Source organism: Caulobacter sp. GW821-FHT12F03 (assembly GCF_058806855.1).
Genome location: NZ_JBXAQC010000001.1, coordinates 1,051,834 through 1,066,416 on the forward strand (window position 1 = coordinate 1,051,834; position 14,583 = coordinate 1,066,416).

Genomic DNA, 14,583 nt, shown 5'->3' on the forward strand with positions numbered 1-14,583 from the left:
GCCCGTCGCGCCTAGCGCGCGGACACGCGAACTTTCTGGCCTTCAGACACGTAGGACTGGCCGACGATGATGACCTGGGCGGGACCGCGCAGGCCGGTCACCCAGATGCCCTCCGGCGTCTCGTCCTGCACCTGCACCGGGGCGAAGCCGACGCGGCCGTCGTTGCGGACGTAGCGGATGCCCTGGCGGCCGGCGGCGTCGAGCACCAGCGTGGCCGCCGGCACCAGCAGCGCGGGCCCCGAGCCGACGGACACCTTCACATCGGCCGACAGGCCCGACCGGGCGCGACCGCCCGGATTGCGGGCCTCGATCTCGACCCGGTAGGTGCGGGTGGCCGGGTCGGCGCTGCGGCCGATCGACCGCACGCGGCCGCTCAGCACTTCTCCCGACACCAGGGTCGCCGTCGCCGGAACGCCGACGCGCACGCCGCCGACCTCGGCTTCGGAGACGTCGACGACGACCACCAGCGGATCGAGCTGGATCATCGTGCCGCAGGCGCCGCCCGGGGCCAGGAACGACCCGACTTCAGCCTCGCGGCTGTCGAACACGCCGGCGAACGGCGCGCGGATGTTGACCTGCTCCAGCGCCACCTCGGCCTGGCGCACGGCGGCCGTGGCGGCGTCAAGGTTGGCCTGGTCCTGCAGGACCTGGGTCTGCGAGCGGTAGCCCTGGGCGGCGAGGCGCTCGGAGGCCTCGCGCTGCAGCTGGCGCGACTTGAGAGCGGCGCGGGCCTGGTCGACCGTCGCCTGGCGGGCGTCGACGTTCAACCGGCAGAGGATCGCGCCCTTCGGCACGAAGGCGCCTTCACGCGCGGGCGTAGCCACGACCGGCCCGGCCGTCTCGGAGCGGACGATGACCGTCTTGTTGGCGTCGGTGCGGCCGCGCACGGACACCAGCGTCGGGCGCATGGTCTCCTGGACCAGCGCCACCTTGACCAGCGGATCCTCGGTCTTGCCGTTGGCCGCGGCGACCTGCGCCTCCGTCTTCGGCTTGGGCGCGAGCCCGCGCACGATCGTGCCGACCACGAAGAAGGCCACGACGACGGCGAGAATCCCGCCGGCGATGAGGTAGGAGCGTTTGATCTGCATCTCTTGTCCCGGGCGCAAACCGACGGACCGGGGCGCGAATTGCGCGCCCTCTATCAGCCCCCCGGAGCAATCTAAACAGTGTTCGGTATCTCTGGATTGCATCGCTCTCGCAAATGAAATTCCTGAAACGTTCCATTCTGAACGCTGGTCAGTCGGGCAGGTGGGACCGATAAGTCACGCATGAAACCATCCGACGATCCCGCGGCCCTCGACGCCGCCGATCCGCTGGCGCGATTCCGCGACGCCTTCGAGCGGCCGGCCGGGCTGATCTATCTGGCCGGCAATTCGCTGGGGCCGCTGCCGCGGGCTTCGGCGGAGCGGGTCGGCCGCATGGTCGCGACGGAATGGGGCGAAAGCCTCGTCCGGGGCTGGAACGCCCACGACTGGATCGGCGCCCCGGCCCGGGTCGGCGGCAAGATCGCCGGCCTGATCGGCGCCGAAGCCGACGAGGTGATCGTCGCCGATTCGACCTCGGCCAACCTCTACAAGCTGGCCATTGCCGCGTTGCAGGCCAGGCCGGACCGCAAGGTGGTGCTCAGCGCGCCAGCCGACTTTCCGACCGATCTCTACATGCTCGACGGCGCGCTCCGCACGCTGGGCGGCGACCGCCGGCTGGTCCTGGCAGAGGGCGAGGCGCTCGAGGCGGCGATCACCGACGAGGTGGCCCTGCTGGTGCTCTGCCAGACCCACTATCGCAGCGGCGCGGTGCGCGACATGGCCGCCCTGACCGCGAAGGCCCAGGCGGCGGGCGCGCTGGTGCTCTGGGACCTCAGCCACAGCACCGGCGTGCTGGAGGTCGACCTGAACGGCTGCAACGCCGACCTGGCGGTGGGCTGCGGCTACAAGTACCTCAACGGCGGGCCCGGGGCCCCGGCCTTCCTGTTCGTCGCCCGGCGCCATCAGCAAGCGCTGGTTTCGCCGCTGTCCGGCTGGTTCGGCCATGCGCGGCCGTTCGCGTTCGAGGACGGCTACGATCCGGCGGCCGGCGTCGCACGCTTCGCCTGCGGCACCCCGCCGATGCTCAGCCTGGCGGCGCTGGAGGGCGGGGTCGATCTCGCGCTTGAGGCCGGCCCGGCCGCCGCCGCGGCGAAGGCGCGGGCGCTGGGCGCGCTGTTCATCGACCGCGTCGGCGACGCCCTGACGCTCGAAAGCCCGGCGGACAGCGCGCGGCGGGGCGGGCACGTCGCCTTCCACCATCCCGACGCCTACGCCATCGTCCAGTGCCTCATCAGCAGGGGCGTGATCGGCGACTACCGCGAGCCGGGCACGATGCGCTTTGGCCTGTCACCGCTGCCGCTGTCGTTCACCGACGTGGCCCGCGCCGCCGATCTGCTGGTGGAAGTGGTGCGCACGCGGGCCTATGACGATCCGGCTTTCCGCCAACGCTCCAAAGTCACCTGAGGCCCCCGATGCGCTATCTCCACACCATGGTCCGGGTCCGCGACCTCGACGCCGCGCTCGACTTCTACTGCGACAAGCTGGGCCTGGCCCAGGTCCGGCGCGTCGACGTCGAGTCCGGCCGCTTCACCCTGGTCTTCCTCGCCGCGCCGGACGATCTGGAGGCCGCGAAGGTCAGCCAGGCCCCGACGGTCGAACTGACCTGGAACTGGGACGACGAGGCCTATGACGGCGGCCGCAACTTCGGCCATCTGGCCTATGCGGTCGATGACATCTACGCCGCCTGCCAGAAGCTGATGGACGGCGGGGTGACGATCAACCGCCCGCCGCGCGACGGTCACATGGCCTTCGTCCGCTCGCCGGACAACATCTCCATCGAGCTGTTGCAGAAGGGTCCGAACCTGCCGCCGGCCGAGCCGTGGGTCTCGATGCCCAACGTCGGGGTCTGGTGATGAGCCTCGCCGGTCGAATCGCCCTGGTCACCGGCGCCGCCGGCGGCATCGGTCTGGCCTGCGCGCAGGAGCTGGCCCGCGAGGGCGCGGACGTGGCGCTGCTCGACCGGGACGGGGAGGGGGCCGCGGAGGCCGCCGCCGCCATCGCCGCCGAGACCGGCCGCCGCACCCTGGCCATCGCCTGCGACGTCTCCGACGCCGATGCGGCCCGCGCCGCAGTGGCCCGGGCGGGGGCCGAGCTCGGCGTCGTCGACATCCTGGTCAACAACGCCGGCATTCTGCGGCCGGGCGACATCCTGACCACCAGCCTGGAGGACTTCGACGCGGTGCTGGCGGTCAACCTCCGCGCCGTGTTCGTCATCGGCCAGGCCGTGGCCCAGGCCCTGGTGGCGGCGGGCAAGCCCGGCTCGATCATCAACATGAGCTCGGTCAACGCCATCCTCGCGATCCCCGGACAGGTCCCCTACGTGACCAGCAAGGGCGCCGTGAACCAGCTGACCAAGACCATGGCGCTGGGCCTCGCCGAACACGGCATCCGGGTCAACGCCATCGGCCCGGGCACCATCGCCACCGAGATTCTCAAGGGCGTGTTCAAGGACGAGGCGGCCAAACGCGGCGTGCTGGCCCGCACGCCGCTGAAGCGTATCGGCGAGCCGCGCGAGATCGGCCGGGTGGCGGTGTTCCTCGCCGGCGAGGACTCCAGCTACATGACTGGCCAGACCCTCTATCCCGATGGCGGCCGCCTGGCGCTGAACTACACGGTGGCTGTGGACTAGGCGGGTTGCGTGGTTCGACACGCAGCCTGCGGCTGCTGCTCACCATGACTTACGCAAAATACACGTCATCCTGAGCCGCCGCGAAGCGGCGTGTCGAAGGACGCACTACCGCCCCGGCTTCACCGCCAGCGGCAGGGCGTCGAACAGCGTCAGGGTCTCGCCCACGGCCGCCCCCTCGATCTCGAGCATCCTGAGCTTGGTCTCCACCCCGCCGGGCGCGGAGAAGCCGCCCGGTTTGCCGCCGGCGCCGAGCACACGGTGGCAGGGCATGAGGATCGGGAAGGGATTGCGGCCCATGGCCTCGCCGACGGCCCGGGCCGCCTCGCGCGGCTCGCCCAGCGCCAGGGCGATCTCGCCGTAGGTCATCGTCTGGCCCGGCGGGATTTTCCGCGCGACGGCGTAGACCCGCCGGTGGAACGGCGGCACGGCGGCCATGTCGAGCGGCGCGTCGGACAGGTCGACCTTGTCCCCGGCCATCAGGGCGACGATCCCGGCGACGACCGGCCGGAGCGCCGGCGGCGGCGGCGATTCGACCGCGCCCGGGAACCGCTCGACGAATCGCCGGCGCACCTGGTCATCGTTCGCGCCGGGCAGGGCCGAGCCGATGACGCCGGCCTCGCCCCAGGCGAGCCCGCAGCGGCCGATGGCCGTATCGAACAGGGTGAAGCCGGGCGACGTCATGGCCGCGATCCTAGCAGATCCGCGCCCGGCCGTTGACCCGCGCCCGCGCCGGATTAGCTGGCGGGCGATTGATCCGATGTCAGGAGTCCGCCGATGCCGGCCGCGAAACCCTTCTCCGACGGCGCCCGCGCCACGGCCATGGCCCTGATCGGCCAGTACGGCGAGGACGCGGAGGTCATGGCGGTCATGCGCGCGGCCGAACTGGCGGCGCTCGGCGACGTCGCGGGCCTGGCGCAATGGGACGAGATCATCGCCTGCATCCTCGCCATCGAGGCCGGCGAACCCGGCGCACGGGCCGTTCAGTAGCGGTCAGGGGAGGGGTCCCTGGAAGATGGCTCCGCGGGTAGGATTCGAACCTACGACCAGCCGATTAACAGTCGGCTGCTCTACCACTGAGCTACCGCGGATCACGCATCTCAGGAAGGTCGGTGCGTATAGCTTCGGCCGGGGGGAGGCGCAAGCGCCTTGCAACCGCATCGCCGATGAAAAAAGCCCGGCGGGTGAGGCCGGGCTGTCAAGTTGGTGATGGTGGGATGCCTTCATGGAAGACGGGCCGACGGTGCGCCCGCATGGTGAATCGAAGGTTAAGCCGGCGGACGCGTCCGGTTTGACCCCGATCAAGGCGCGGGCCGCGCCGCGCGCCGATGCTGCCGGGCTGTATGGGGGCCGGTTCATGACTGTCGATCATCGTCTTTCGAAGGGTCTGCTGGCGCTGGCGACCCTGGCGGCGGCGACGGGACTGGCCCTCGCCGCCGGCGCGCGCGCCGAAGCCCCGGCGGCGTCGGGCGTGACGCCGGTCGAGGCCGGCCGCGTGATCGCCGAACGGGACTGCTCGTCCTGCCACGCGGTCGGTCCCGAGGGCGAAAGTCCGCTGGAAGGCGCGCCGCGCTGGCGCGATCTGCACAGCCGCTTCCCGGTCGACGACCTGGCCGAGGCGCTGGCGGAGGGAATCAGCGTCGGCCACCAGGGCATGCCCGACCGCGCCTACGACCCGGCCGACGTGACGGCCCTGATCGCCTACATCAAGTCGCTGGACCGGGCCGCCGCTCCTGCAACGCCCAAGCGGTAGGGCAGGGCGTGCGGCGGCTGACGTCCCGTCTTCGCCGAGGCTTCGAGGGGCATTCTGCTTCGACTGAAAAAGCAGGACGTGTCCTGCGAAGCCCGGAGGGCGGGGTGCGGTCACCAGCCCTTCTTCGCCAAGGCTTCGAAGGGCATCCTGCTTCGACTGGAAAAGCAGGACGTGTCCTGCGAAGCCCGGAGGGCGGGGTGCGGTCGCCAGCTCTTCTTCGCCAAGGCTTCGAAGGGCATCCTGCTTCGACTGAAAAAGCGGGACTTGTCCTGCGAAGCCCGGAGGGCGTGCGGCGGCCGCCGGCCCTTCTTCGCCAAGGCTTCGAAGGGCATCCTGCTTCGACTGGAAAAGCAGGACTTGTCCTGCGAAGCCCGGAGGGCGAAGCAGGATGGAGGCCTGGCCCGGAATCGAACCGGGGTGCAAGGATTTGCAGTCCTCTGCGTAACCACTCCGCCACCAGGCCTTGTCGTGTCGTCATCACCGGCGCGGGCGGTCGCGTCGGGAAGGGGCGGACGCCTACCAGACGCTTGCTCCGCTTACAATGCCTTCCCACGCTTGCATTGCGTTCCCGTTACCGCCGGACCTATAAGCCGCCCGGAAGACTCAACCTGCAAGCCGCCAGAGAACCCGCATGAGCGCCGACTTCGCCGCCGCCCGTCTGAACATGGTCGAGAGCCAGGTGCGCCCCTCGGACGTCACCGATCATGCGCTGCAGGACGCCATTCGCGTCGTCGCCCGCGAATCACTGCTGCCCGCGTCGAAGGCCTTCGCGGCCTACGCCGACGCCGAGGTCGAATACGCGCCGGGCCGCTGGCTGATGCGCCCGCGTGACGTGACCAAGCTGCTGCAGGCCCTGGGCCCGCGCGCCGGCGAGCGCGCCCTTGCCATCGCCGCGCCCTACGCGGCGGCGGTGCTGGAGGCCATGGGCCTGCGGGTCACGCGGCTGGACGAGGGCGACCTGGGCGCCGTCCCGGCCGGCGGCTTCGATCTGATCATCAGCGAGGGATCGGTCTCACGCACGCCGGAGAGCTGGAAATCGGCCCTGGCGCTCGGCGGCCGGCTCGGCGTGGTCGAGCGCGCCGGTCCGATGGGCAAGGCGTTCGTCTTCGTCCGCGCCGACGACGGCGTCGGCGGCCGGGCTTCCTTCGACGCGGCCCCGCCCTATCTGCCGGGCTTCGAACCTGTTCACGGTTTCGCCTTCTAATCGGGCGAAGCTGAAATAAGCCCGCAACGGGCGCGTGTGAAAAAAGCTTAACTGGTCGCCACTGGCGGCGGACATTACAGGCGATCATATAAGGCTCGCCTGGCTTGTGGGTCCTTGGGGATAATTCATGTTGAAGAGTCGTCGTGCGGGCCTTCTTGCCGCCGTTTGCAGTTTCGGTCTGATCGCGGGCGCCGCGGCTTCGGCCTCGGCCGAGACGCTGGCGGACGCCATCGCCCTGGCCTACCAGACCAACCCGACCCTGCAGGGCCAGCGGGCCAGCCAGCGCGCGCTGGATGAAAGCATCGTCCAGGCCCGCACCGGCCTGCGGCCGCAGATCGACGCCTCGGCCAGCGCCTCCACGTCCGACAGCCAGGGTGATGCGAAGGGGACCGGCAACGCCGCCCGCTCCAGCAACGCCGGCATTTCCGTCAGCCAGCCGATCTACACCGGCGGCCGCGTGTCCTCGCAGATCAGCGCCGCCGAGGCCGATGTGCTGACCGGCCAGGAAGGCCTGCGCAGCGTCGAGGCCAGCGTCATCCAGGCGGTCATCACCGCCTATGTCGACGTGCGCCGCGACCAGGAACGCCTGCGCATCAGCCAGGAAAACGTCGCCGTGCTGCAGCGCCAGCTCGACGAGGCCCGCGCCCGCTTCGAGGTCGGCGAAATCACCCGCACCGACGTCGCGCAGGCCGAGGCCCGACTGGCCGCCTCGAAAGCCTCGCTGGCCTCGGCTCAGGCCCAGCTGGCCTACAGCCGCGCCTCCTACGCCGCGATCGTCGGCCAGAACCCGGGCGACCTCGAAGCCGAGCCGTCGCTGGAAACCTTCCTGCCGCCGGCCATCGAGGACGCCTTCGACGCGGCCGAGCAGAACAACTCGCAGATCCTCGGCGCGGAATACGCCGAGCGCGCCAGCGCCGCCCGCGTGTCCGTGGCGCGCTCGTCGCGCCTGCCGACCGTCACGGCGACCGGGTCGCTGGGCTTCTCCGGTTCGACGGCGCAGCAGTCGTTCATTCCGCCCACGGGCGCCGGCGGGGCCTTCGACGACTACCAGCGCAGCGTCAGCGGCCGCGTCTCGGTCAGCGTGCCGTTGTTCACCGGCGGCCTGATCAGCTCGCAGGTCCGTGCGGCCGAAGAGCGCAACAACGCCGATCGCCAGTCGATCGAGGAAACCCGCCGCAGCGTGCTGCGCACGGTGTCGCAGGCCTGGAACAGCCTGATCGGCGCGCGCGCCAACCTGACGGCCAACGAGGAACAGGTCCGCGCCGCGCGCATCGCGTTCGAAGGCGTGCGCCAGGAGGCCCAGGTCGGCCTGCGCACCACGCTGGACGTGTTGAACGCCGAGCAGGAGCTGCGCAACGCCGAGCTCTCGCTGGTCAGCGCCCGCCACGACGAATACGTGGCCGCCGCCGTCCTGCTGTCGGCCATGGGCAAGCTCGAGGCCCGCTATCTGGTGCCGGGCGTCGAACAGTACGACGCCACGGCCAACGGCAAGAAGTTCAGCCACAAGCTGGGCTGGACGCCGTGGGAGCCGGTGCTGGTGTTCATCGACAGCGTCGCGGCGTTGCCGGGACCGCCCCCGCCGGCGGCGGGCTCGGTCGACGCGCCCGTCTCGACCGCGCATTAACCAGATCCACGCACAGGCCTTGAGCAAAAGCGCGTGTTCGGCGTTTGCACGAACGCCGGGGCGTGCTTACGCTAGGCTATTGGAATCGCCTCCCGCAGGTACGGCTCGACATGTCTGAACAGACCGCCCAGGAACCGACGATGGAGGAGATTCTCGCCTCCATCCGGCGCATCATCTCCGAAGACGACGCGCCGCCGGCCGAGGCCGCGCCGGTCGAGGCGGCTCCGGTCGTCATGGCTGCGCCCGCGCCCGCGCCCGCGCCCGTTGAGCCCGAACCCGAGGACGACGACGTTCTTGAGTTGACCGAGACCATCTCGGCCGCGGACGTGGAAACCGTCGGCGACCTCGACGTCTACAGCCCGCCGAAGGCCGCGCCGGAGCCCGCCTGGGAACCCGAGCCCGAGCCGGAACCCGAGCCTGTCTTCACCGCCGCGCCCGAACCCGCGCCCGCGCCCAGCTACACCATGGGCTCGGCGTCGGTCTCCGGCGGCATGACGATCGAGGAACTGGTCCGCAGCATCCTCGAGCCCAAGCTCAACGAATGGGCCGACGAGAACCTCGACGGCATCGTCCGCTCGATCCTGCGCGAAAAGCTCGACCGAGTATTCCGCTAAGCCATAGAGGCCGGCCCCCGACCCAGGGTAGCTGGCCTTGCCGCTTCGCGATCCCGATCACCTTTGATAGAGACCGGCGGCCCGCAGCCAGCGCGCCGCCCTTTTGCCGTGTCCAGATCCCATGCTCGACAAGACCTTCGATCCGCAGACCGTTGAACCGCGCCTCTACAAGGCCTGGGAAGAGTCGGGCGCGTTCGCCCCGACCGACGATCCGGCCGCGGAACCGTTCAGCATCGTCATCCCGCCGCCCAACGTCACCGGCAGCCTGCACATCGGCCATGCGCTGAACAACACGCTGCAGGACGTGCTGATCCGCTTCCAGCGCATGCGCGGCAAGGCGGCCCTGTGGTTGCCCGGGACCGACCACGCGGGCATCGCCACCCAGATGGTCGTCGAGCGCCAGCTCGCCGCCGCCGGCAACGTCGGCCGCCGCGACATGGGCCGCGACGCGTTTGTCGCCAAGGTCTGGGAATGGAAGGCCGAGAGCGGCGGCGTGATCGTCAACCAGCTGCGCCGGCTGGGCGCCAGCTGCGACTGGTCGCGCGAGCGCTTCACCCTCGACGAGGGCCTGTCGGCCGCCGTCCGCAAGGTGTTCGTCCAGCTCTACAAGGACGGCCTGATCTACCGCGACAAGCGGCTGGTGAACTGGGACCCGCAGTTCCAGACCGCCATCTCCGACCTCGAGGTCGAGCAGAAGGAGGTCGACGGCGCCTACTGGCACTTCGCCTATCCGCTGGAGAACGGCGTCACCTATCAGTACCCGGTCGCCTTCGATGACGAGGGCAGGGCCACGGAGTGGGAGACGCGCGACTACATCGTCGTCGCCACCACCCGTCCCGAGACCATGCTAGGCGATACGGCCGTCGCCGTGCATCCCGACGACGAGCGCTACAAGGGCCTGATCGGCAAGACCGTGAAGCTGCCGATCGTCGGGCGCTCGATCCCGATCGTCGCCGACGACTACGCCGACCCGACCAAGGGCTCGGGGGCGGTGAAGATCACCCCGGCCCACGATTTCAACGACTTCGAGGTCGGCAAGCGCCACGGGCTGGAGGCGATCAACATCCTCGACGCCTTCGGCAGGGTGAACGAGAACGCCCCGGCCGAGTTCGTCGGCCACGACCGTTTCGTCGTGCGCAAGATGATCATCGCCCGCTTCGAGGAGCTCGAGCTGCTCAAGGGCACCGAGAAGACCCGCCACATGGTGCCGCACGGCGACCGCTCGGGCGTGGTCATCGAGCCCTGGCTGACGGACCAGTGGTACGTCGACGCCGAGACCCTCGCCAAGCCGGCCATCAAGGCCGTGGAGGAGGGCGCGACCGTCTTCGAGCCGAAGAACTGGGACAAGACCTACTTCGAGTGGATGCGCAACATCCAGCCCTGGTGCATCAGCCGCCAGCTGTGGTGGGGCCACCGGATCCCGGCCTGGTTCGACGAGGACGGCAATGTCTACGTCGAGGAGACCGAGGAGGCCGCCCGCGCCGCCGCCGGCGGCAAGGCGCTGAAGCAGGATGAGGACGTCCTCGACACCTGGTTCTCGTCCGGCCTGTGGCCGTTCTCGACGCTCGGCTGGCCGGAAAAGACCGCCGATCTGGAGCGGTTCTATCCGACCCACACCCTGGTCACCGGCTTCGACATCATCTTCTTCTGGGTCGCCCGGATGATGATGATGGGCCTGCACTTCACCGGCGAGGTTCCGTTCCAGCGGGTGGTCATCAACGCCCTGGTGCGCGACGCATCCGGCGCGAAGATGAGCAAGTCCAAGGGCAACGTCATGGACCCGCTGGAGCTCATTGACCAGTACGGCTGCGACGCCCTGCGCTTCACCCTGACGGCCATGTCGGGCCAGGCGCGTGACATCAAGTTGTCGACGCAGCGTATTGAAGGTTATCGTAATTTCGGCACCAAGCTGTGGAACGCGACGCGCTTCTCGCAGATGAACGGCTGCGCCCGCGTCGAGGGCTTTGACCCGGCCGGCGTCAACCAGACGATCAACAAGTGGATCCGCGGCGAGGCGGTGAAGACGGCCGCCGCCGTCACCGAGGCTCTGGAGTCCTGCGCCTTCGACGCGGCCACGGGCGCGCTCTACCGCTTCATCTGGAACGTCTTCTGCGACTGGTACGTCGAGCTGGCCAAGCCGATCCTCAACGGATCGGACGAGGCGGCCAAGGCCGAAACCCAGGCCATGACCGCTTGGGTGCTCGACCAGTGCCTGCTGCTGCTGCACCCGGTCATGCCGTTCCTCACCGAGGAGCTGTGGGCCCGCACGGCGGAGGAGGGCGGCCCTGCCCGTGACGGCTTCCTGATGACCACCCGCTGGCCCGATCTGCCGGCCGACTGGATCGACGCCGGCGCCGAGGCCGAGATCGGCTGGCTGGTCGACCTGGTCACCGAGGTTCGCTCGATCCGCGCCGAGATGAACGTGCCGCCGGGCGCCCGCGTGCCCCTGACCCTGTCAGGCGCCGGCGAGGAGACGCGCGCGCGGCTGGCCCGCCACCGCGACCTGATCCTGACGCTCGGCCGTCTCGGCTCGGCGGAGGAGGGCGATCCGCCCGCCGGCTCGGCGCCGTTCACCATCGGCGAGGCCACCGCAGCCATCGCCATCGCCGACTTTATCGATCTCACCGCCGAACGGGCCCGCCTGACCAAGGAGATCGCCGGCCATCTCGCCGACATCGAGCGGGTCAACCGCAAGCTCGGCAACCCGGACTTCCTGGCCAAGGCCAAGGAAGAGGTGATCGAGGAGAATCGCGAAAAGCTCGCCGACGCTGAAGCCGCCAGGGCCAAGCTGGAAGCGGCGCTCGAACGGCTGGCCAGCGTGGCCTGAACCTGAAGACAACAACGGAAGGGCCGACAATGGCAGCCAATACCCCAGCGAAGCGGACGCCCGTCCTGACGGCCCGGGTCGAGGCCGAGATCGGCGGCAGGATCCGCACCTCCCGGCCGATCCCGTTCACGCTCTCGGGCGTGACGCTGATCGCGCATTCGGAAAAGGCGGCGGACGGGTCCTTTGCGCTGACGGTGACGGCCTCGCCCCCGCCGTCGGCGGGGGTGGCGCGCTTCGAGAAGACCTGCTTCGAGCCGGTGACTTTCACGCTGTTCGACGAGGATACGCCGATCCACCAGACCGAACTGAAGAGCGTGTTCGAGGGGACGACCGTCGAACTGATTGGCTAGGCGCCGCGCGGGGCCGGGGCGATGATGGCCGCGACCCGCCGCCCCAGCTCCACGAGCGCCGACCGCCGGAACAGGCCCAGCAGCAGGACGGCGAAGACCAGGTTGGTGCAGGCGGCGATGAACAGGCCGCCGCCGTCGTGGTTCGGGTCCGTGCCCAGCGGCGTGAACAGGTGGAAACTGACCGCTCCGGTCATCACCAGCAGCCCGGCCAACGCCCCGCCGGCCTGAAGATGTTTGAACCGCGGGTGCAGCCCGACAATCAACAGGGTCGAGGCCAGCAGCTCGATCGAGCCGATGACATACTGCGAGAACAGACCGGTGTGGCCGAACAGGCCCGCCGCGCCGAGGCCGGCGGCCCAGCCGTCGAGCAGGCCGAAGATCACCTGGGTCTTGGGATGGTCGGTGAACTTGTAGCGCAGGCTGTCGAGGAAGATGACGGCCATGAACACGGCCATCAGGTCGGGGACGTATTTCAGGAAGCGTTTCATGGCCGGGCTCACTTTCCGAGGACGCCGGGCCAGTTGGCGTCGCCCTGCCGGATGTAGCCGGGGATGTCCTTGACCCATTTGCTCTGAATGTCGGCGTTATAGTTCAGGTACAGCTTGCCGCCGACGATCTTCCAGTTCAGCGGATCGCCCTTGGCCGTGTAGTCGTGCGCCACGGCCCAGGCGCAGTAGCCGCCGTATTGCGGCGCATAGGCGGCCGGATTGGCCTTGAATTTCGCGAGGTTGGCGGCGGAACTGAATTGCCAGCTGACGCCCTTCCAGTCCGTGGCGAATTGCGGATTACCCTTCACGGGCCGCCCTGCCGTGAAGTAGGCCACGACATCGTAGCCGCCGGCGCCGACCTGCGAGAACGGGGCGGTGTAGACCGGCGGCCTGGCGGCCAGGGCGGCCCCGGGCAGGGCGGCGGCGGCGATCGCCACGGCGAGGATCAGGCGTTTCATCGGGGTTTCCTTCAGGCGACCCGACGCTCGACGGCGTCGGCGACGAGGTGCGGATCGAGGGGCGTTTCGGCGATGTGGTTGACGTAGTTCGACAGGGTCTTGAGGCCGACGGCGAGAATGATCTCCAGCGCGTTGGCGCGGGTGAAGCCGGCGGCGACGAAGGCGTCCAGGTCCGCGTCGGCGACGAAGCCGCGCTCGCGGATCATCCTGACGGTGAACAGGCGCAGGGCCTCGAGCCGGGCGTCGGCCACTGGCCGTCCGGCGCGCACGGCGGCCAGGGTCGCCTCATCGATGGCGGCATCGCGGGCGCGAACCGTGTGGGCCGGGGTGCAGTAGTGGCTGTCGTGCTCGACGGAGACGGTCAGCAGCACCAGCTGCTGCTCGGCCGGGGTGAAGCCGGTCTTGCGGAAGATCGCCGACAGCGCCGCATAGCCTTCCAGCAGGGCCGGGGCCTCGGCCATCTGGGCCAGCAGGGCGGGGACGTAGCCCATGGTCTGGCTGGCCTGATCAAGGATCGGCTTGGCCTCGAACGGGGCGGTGGCGCGGGTGTGGAGCGGGAACTGGGCCATGGCGACCTTATGCCGACGTCCCGCGCTGGCGATAATCCCGTGATCTGGCATCATATTCATGCAATGTGGGCATGAATGGATCGTCTGGACGCCTATCGCCTGTTCGTTCGCGCCGCCGAGACGGGCGGCATTTCCCGCGCGGCCCGCGAGATGGGCCTGACCCAGCCGGCGGCCAGCCGTCTGCTCGGGGCCCTGGAGACACAGCTCGGCGCGCGGCTGTTCGCCCGCTCGACCCGCAGTCTGACCCTGACCGAAGCCGGCGGTCTGGCGCTGGATCGCGCCCGCGCGGTGCTGGCCGAGGCGGACGGGCTGGAGGCCGCCGTCCGGGGGCTGGATCGCACCCCGACCGGCCTGCTGCGCGTGGCCGCCTCGGTGGCCTTCGGCCGCGCCGCCCTCATCCCGCGCACGGCGGACTTCCTGCGGGCCTTCCCGCTGATGCGGCTGGCGTTCGTGCTGCGCGACGAGCGGGTCGACCCGGTGGCGGAGGCGGTCGACCTGACTTTCCGTCTTGGCCCGCTGGAGGACTCCCGCCTGACCGCCCGCCGCCTCGGCGCCTACGGGCGGCGGCTCGTCGCGTCGCCAGAGCTGCTGGCGCGGGTGGGGGCGCCCCGCACGCCGCGCGATCTCAACGACTGCCCGACGCTCGATTTCACGGGTCTGACCTTCGGCCGCCGCTGGCCGCTGTCCGACGGCCGCCGCAGTGAAACGGTCGAGGTGCGCGGCGAAACCCGCGCCAGTTCGGGCGAGGCGGTTCTGGACCTGGCGCTGCAGGGCCTGGGCGTCGCCCTGCTGCCGGCCTTCCTCGTCGACTCGCTGATCGACGACGGCCGGCTGGTGCGCGTCCTGCCGGACTGGAGCGGGCCGGACCTTGAGTTGCACGCGCTCTGGGCGGCGCCCGAACTGCCCCGAAAGGCCCGCGCCTACCTCGATTTCCTGCTTCCGGCGCTGTCGGGGCGACGTTAGGTCAAACAGACGTTTGCATGCC

At 70.0% G+C, this 14,583-nt stretch carries 16 protein-coding genes and 2 tRNA genes; 11 read left to right on the plus strand and 7 right to left on the minus strand.

The genetic code is table 11. From position 1 onward, the window contains the following. Positions 1–11: 11 nt before the first annotated feature. The gene (locus tag AC1RN0_RS05160) at positions 12–1,088 is read right to left on the minus strand and encodes an efflux RND transporter periplasmic adaptor subunit (RefSeq protein ID WP_492786357.1); all 1,077 of its coding nucleotides are present in this window, start codon (positions 1,086–1,088) and stop codon (positions 12–14) included. Between the two features lie 180 nt (positions 1,089–1,268). On the opposite strand from AC1RN0_RS05160, the gene AC1RN0_RS05165 reads away from it, so the two are divergent. The 3 genes from AC1RN0_RS05165 to AC1RN0_RS05175 are packed head-to-tail and all read left to right on the plus strand — an operon-like array spanning position 1,269 to position 3,714. After that, positions 1,269–2,489, plus strand: a complete 1,221-nt coding sequence (locus AC1RN0_RS05165) for a kynureninase (RefSeq protein ID WP_492786358.1) — start codon at positions 1,269–1,271, stop codon at positions 2,487–2,489. Between the two features lie 8 nt (positions 2,490–2,497). Then, on the plus strand, positions 2,498–2,938 hold the full coding sequence (locus AC1RN0_RS05170) for a lactoylglutathione lyase (protein WP_492786359.1): 441 nt from the start codon (positions 2,498–2,500) through the stop codon (positions 2,936–2,938). Further along, the gene (locus AC1RN0_RS05175) at positions 2,938–3,714 is read left to right on the plus strand and encodes an SDR family NAD(P)-dependent oxidoreductase (protein WP_492786360.1); all 777 of its coding nucleotides are present in this window, start codon (positions 2,938–2,940) and stop codon (positions 3,712–3,714) included. The genes AC1RN0_RS05170 and AC1RN0_RS05175 overlap by 1 nt, the downstream gene beginning before the upstream one ends. Before the next feature lie 105 nt (positions 3,715–3,819). On the opposite strand, the gene AC1RN0_RS05180 is transcribed toward AC1RN0_RS05175, so the two are convergent. After that, the gene (locus AC1RN0_RS05180) at positions 3,820–4,395 is read right to left on the minus strand and encodes a methylated-DNA--[protein]-cysteine S-methyltransferase (protein WP_492786361.1); all 576 of its coding nucleotides are present in this window, start codon (positions 4,393–4,395) and stop codon (positions 3,820–3,822) included. A gap of 93 nt (positions 4,396–4,488) precedes the next feature. Between AC1RN0_RS05180 and AC1RN0_RS05185 the strand changes: the two genes are divergently transcribed. Continuing rightward, a complete protein-coding gene (locus AC1RN0_RS05185; RefSeq protein WP_492786362.1) occupies positions 4,489–4,701 on the plus strand; it encodes a hypothetical protein in 213 nt (70 codons plus the stop codon). 26 nt (positions 4,702–4,727) lie between these two features. Here the strand turns inward: AC1RN0_RS05185 and AC1RN0_RS05190 are convergent. After that, a tRNA-Asn gene (locus AC1RN0_RS05190) sits at positions 4,728–4,802 on the minus strand. Positions 4,803–5,068: 266 nt separating this feature from the next. Here AC1RN0_RS05190 and AC1RN0_RS05195 point away from each other — a divergent pair. Continuing rightward, entirely contained in the window at positions 5,069–5,464 is a 396-nt protein-coding gene (locus AC1RN0_RS05195) for a c-type cytochrome (RefSeq protein WP_492786363.1), read from the plus strand. 389 nt (positions 5,465–5,853) lie between these two features. Here the strand turns inward: AC1RN0_RS05195 and AC1RN0_RS05200 are convergent. Beyond that, a tRNA-Cys gene (locus AC1RN0_RS05200) sits at positions 5,854–5,927 on the minus strand. 168 nt (positions 5,928–6,095) lie between these two features. Between AC1RN0_RS05200 and AC1RN0_RS05205 the strand changes: the two genes are divergently transcribed. The 5 genes from AC1RN0_RS05205 (at position 6,096) to AC1RN0_RS05225 (ending at position 12,083) form a co-directional block, all read left to right on the plus strand. After that, positions 6,096–6,668: a protein-L-isoaspartate O-methyltransferase family protein gene (locus AC1RN0_RS05205; RefSeq protein WP_492786364.1), complete on the plus strand. Its 573-nt coding sequence runs from the start codon at positions 6,096–6,098 to the stop codon at positions 6,666–6,668. A gap of 127 nt (positions 6,669–6,795) precedes the next feature. Next, complete coding sequence (locus tag AC1RN0_RS05210) at positions 6,796–8,292, plus strand: TolC family outer membrane protein (RefSeq protein ID WP_492786365.1); 1,497 nt, start codon at positions 6,796–6,798, stop codon at positions 8,290–8,292. A gap of 110 nt (positions 8,293–8,402) precedes the next feature. Next, a complete protein-coding gene (locus AC1RN0_RS05215; RefSeq protein ID WP_492786366.1) occupies positions 8,403–8,906 on the plus strand; it encodes a DUF2497 domain-containing protein in 504 nt (167 codons plus the stop codon). A 121-nt stretch (positions 8,907–9,027) separates the two neighbouring features. After that, a complete protein-coding gene (locus AC1RN0_RS05220) occupies positions 9,028–11,733 on the plus strand; it encodes a valine--tRNA ligase (RefSeq protein WP_492786367.1) in 2,706 nt (901 codons plus the stop codon). Between the two features lie 29 nt (positions 11,734–11,762). Further along, positions 11,763–12,083: a hypothetical protein gene (locus AC1RN0_RS05225; RefSeq protein ID WP_492786368.1), complete on the plus strand. Its 321-nt coding sequence runs from the start codon at positions 11,763–11,765 to the stop codon at positions 12,081–12,083. Here AC1RN0_RS05225 and AC1RN0_RS05230 read toward each other — a convergent pair. From AC1RN0_RS05230 to AC1RN0_RS05240, 3 genes are read right to left on the minus strand one after another with little or no spacing between them, the layout of a single operon-like run. Then, positions 12,080–12,571, minus strand: a complete 492-nt coding sequence (locus AC1RN0_RS05230) for a hypothetical protein (protein ID WP_492786369.1) — start codon at positions 12,569–12,571, stop codon at positions 12,080–12,082. The genes AC1RN0_RS05225 and AC1RN0_RS05230 overlap by 4 nt on opposite strands. A gap of 8 nt (positions 12,572–12,579) precedes the next feature. Further along, positions 12,580–13,029, minus strand: coding sequence for a YHS domain-containing (seleno)protein (locus AC1RN0_RS05235; RefSeq protein WP_492786370.1), 450 nt, complete (start codon positions 13,027–13,029; stop codon positions 12,580–12,582). 11 nt (positions 13,030–13,040) lie between these two features. Continuing rightward, on the minus strand, positions 13,041–13,598 hold the full coding sequence (locus AC1RN0_RS05240) for a carboxymuconolactone decarboxylase family protein (protein ID WP_492786371.1): 558 nt from the start codon (positions 13,596–13,598) through the stop codon (positions 13,041–13,043). A 75-nt stretch (positions 13,599–13,673) separates the two neighbouring features. Between AC1RN0_RS05240 and AC1RN0_RS05245 the strand changes: the two genes are divergently transcribed. After that, positions 13,674–14,561: a LysR family transcriptional regulator gene (locus AC1RN0_RS05245; protein ID WP_492786372.1), complete on the plus strand. Its 888-nt coding sequence runs from the start codon at positions 13,674–13,676 to the stop codon at positions 14,559–14,561. Positions 14,562–14,583: the final 22 nt, after the last annotated feature.

Coding starts and splice junctions, on each gene's coding strand:
- AC1RN0_RS05220 (WP_492786367.1), top strand. CDS start 9,028: ATGCTCGACAAGACCTTCGATCCGCAGACCGTTGAACCGCGCCTCTAC.
- AC1RN0_RS05165 (WP_492786358.1), top strand. CDS start 1,269: ATGAAACCATCCGACGATCCCGCGGCCCTCGACGCCGCCGATCCGCTG.
- AC1RN0_RS05240 (WP_492786371.1), bottom strand. CDS start 13,598: ATGGCCCAGTTCCCGCTCCACACCCGCGCCACCGCCCCGTTCGAGGCC.
- AC1RN0_RS05195 (WP_492786363.1), top strand. CDS start 5,069: ATGACTGTCGATCATCGTCTTTCGAAGGGTCTGCTGGCGCTGGCGACC.
- AC1RN0_RS05180 (WP_492786361.1), bottom strand. CDS start 4,395: ATGACGTCGCCCGGCTTCACCCTGTTCGATACGGCCATCGGCCGCTGC.
- AC1RN0_RS05160 (WP_492786357.1), bottom strand. CDS start 1,088: ATGCAGATCAAACGCTCCTACCTCATCGCCGGCGGGATTCTCGCCGTC.
- AC1RN0_RS05175 (WP_492786360.1), top strand. CDS start 2,938: ATGAGCCTCGCCGGTCGAATCGCCCTGGTCACCGGCGCCGCCGGCGGC.
- AC1RN0_RS05170 (WP_492786359.1), top strand. CDS start 2,498: ATGCGCTATCTCCACACCATGGTCCGGGTCCGCGACCTCGACGCCGCG.
- AC1RN0_RS05210 (WP_492786365.1), top strand. CDS start 6,796: ATGTTGAAGAGTCGTCGTGCGGGCCTTCTTGCCGCCGTTTGCAGTTTC.
- AC1RN0_RS05205 (WP_492786364.1), top strand. CDS start 6,096: ATGAGCGCCGACTTCGCCGCCGCCCGTCTGAACATGGTCGAGAGCCAG.
- AC1RN0_RS05225 (WP_492786368.1), top strand. CDS start 11,763: ATGGCAGCCAATACCCCAGCGAAGCGGACGCCCGTCCTGACGGCCCGG.
- AC1RN0_RS05245 (WP_492786372.1), top strand. CDS start 13,674: ATGGATCGTCTGGACGCCTATCGCCTGTTCGTTCGCGCCGCCGAGACG.
- AC1RN0_RS05235 (WP_492786370.1), bottom strand. CDS start 13,029: ATGAAACGCCTGATCCTCGCCGTGGCGATCGCCGCCGCCGCCCTGCCC.
- AC1RN0_RS05185 (WP_492786362.1), top strand. CDS start 4,489: ATGCCGGCCGCGAAACCCTTCTCCGACGGCGCCCGCGCCACGGCCATG.
- AC1RN0_RS05230 (WP_492786369.1), bottom strand. CDS start 12,571: ATGAAACGCTTCCTGAAATACGTCCCCGACCTGATGGCCGTGTTCATG.
- AC1RN0_RS05215 (WP_492786366.1), top strand. CDS start 8,403: ATGTCTGAACAGACCGCCCAGGAACCGACGATGGAGGAGATTCTCGCC.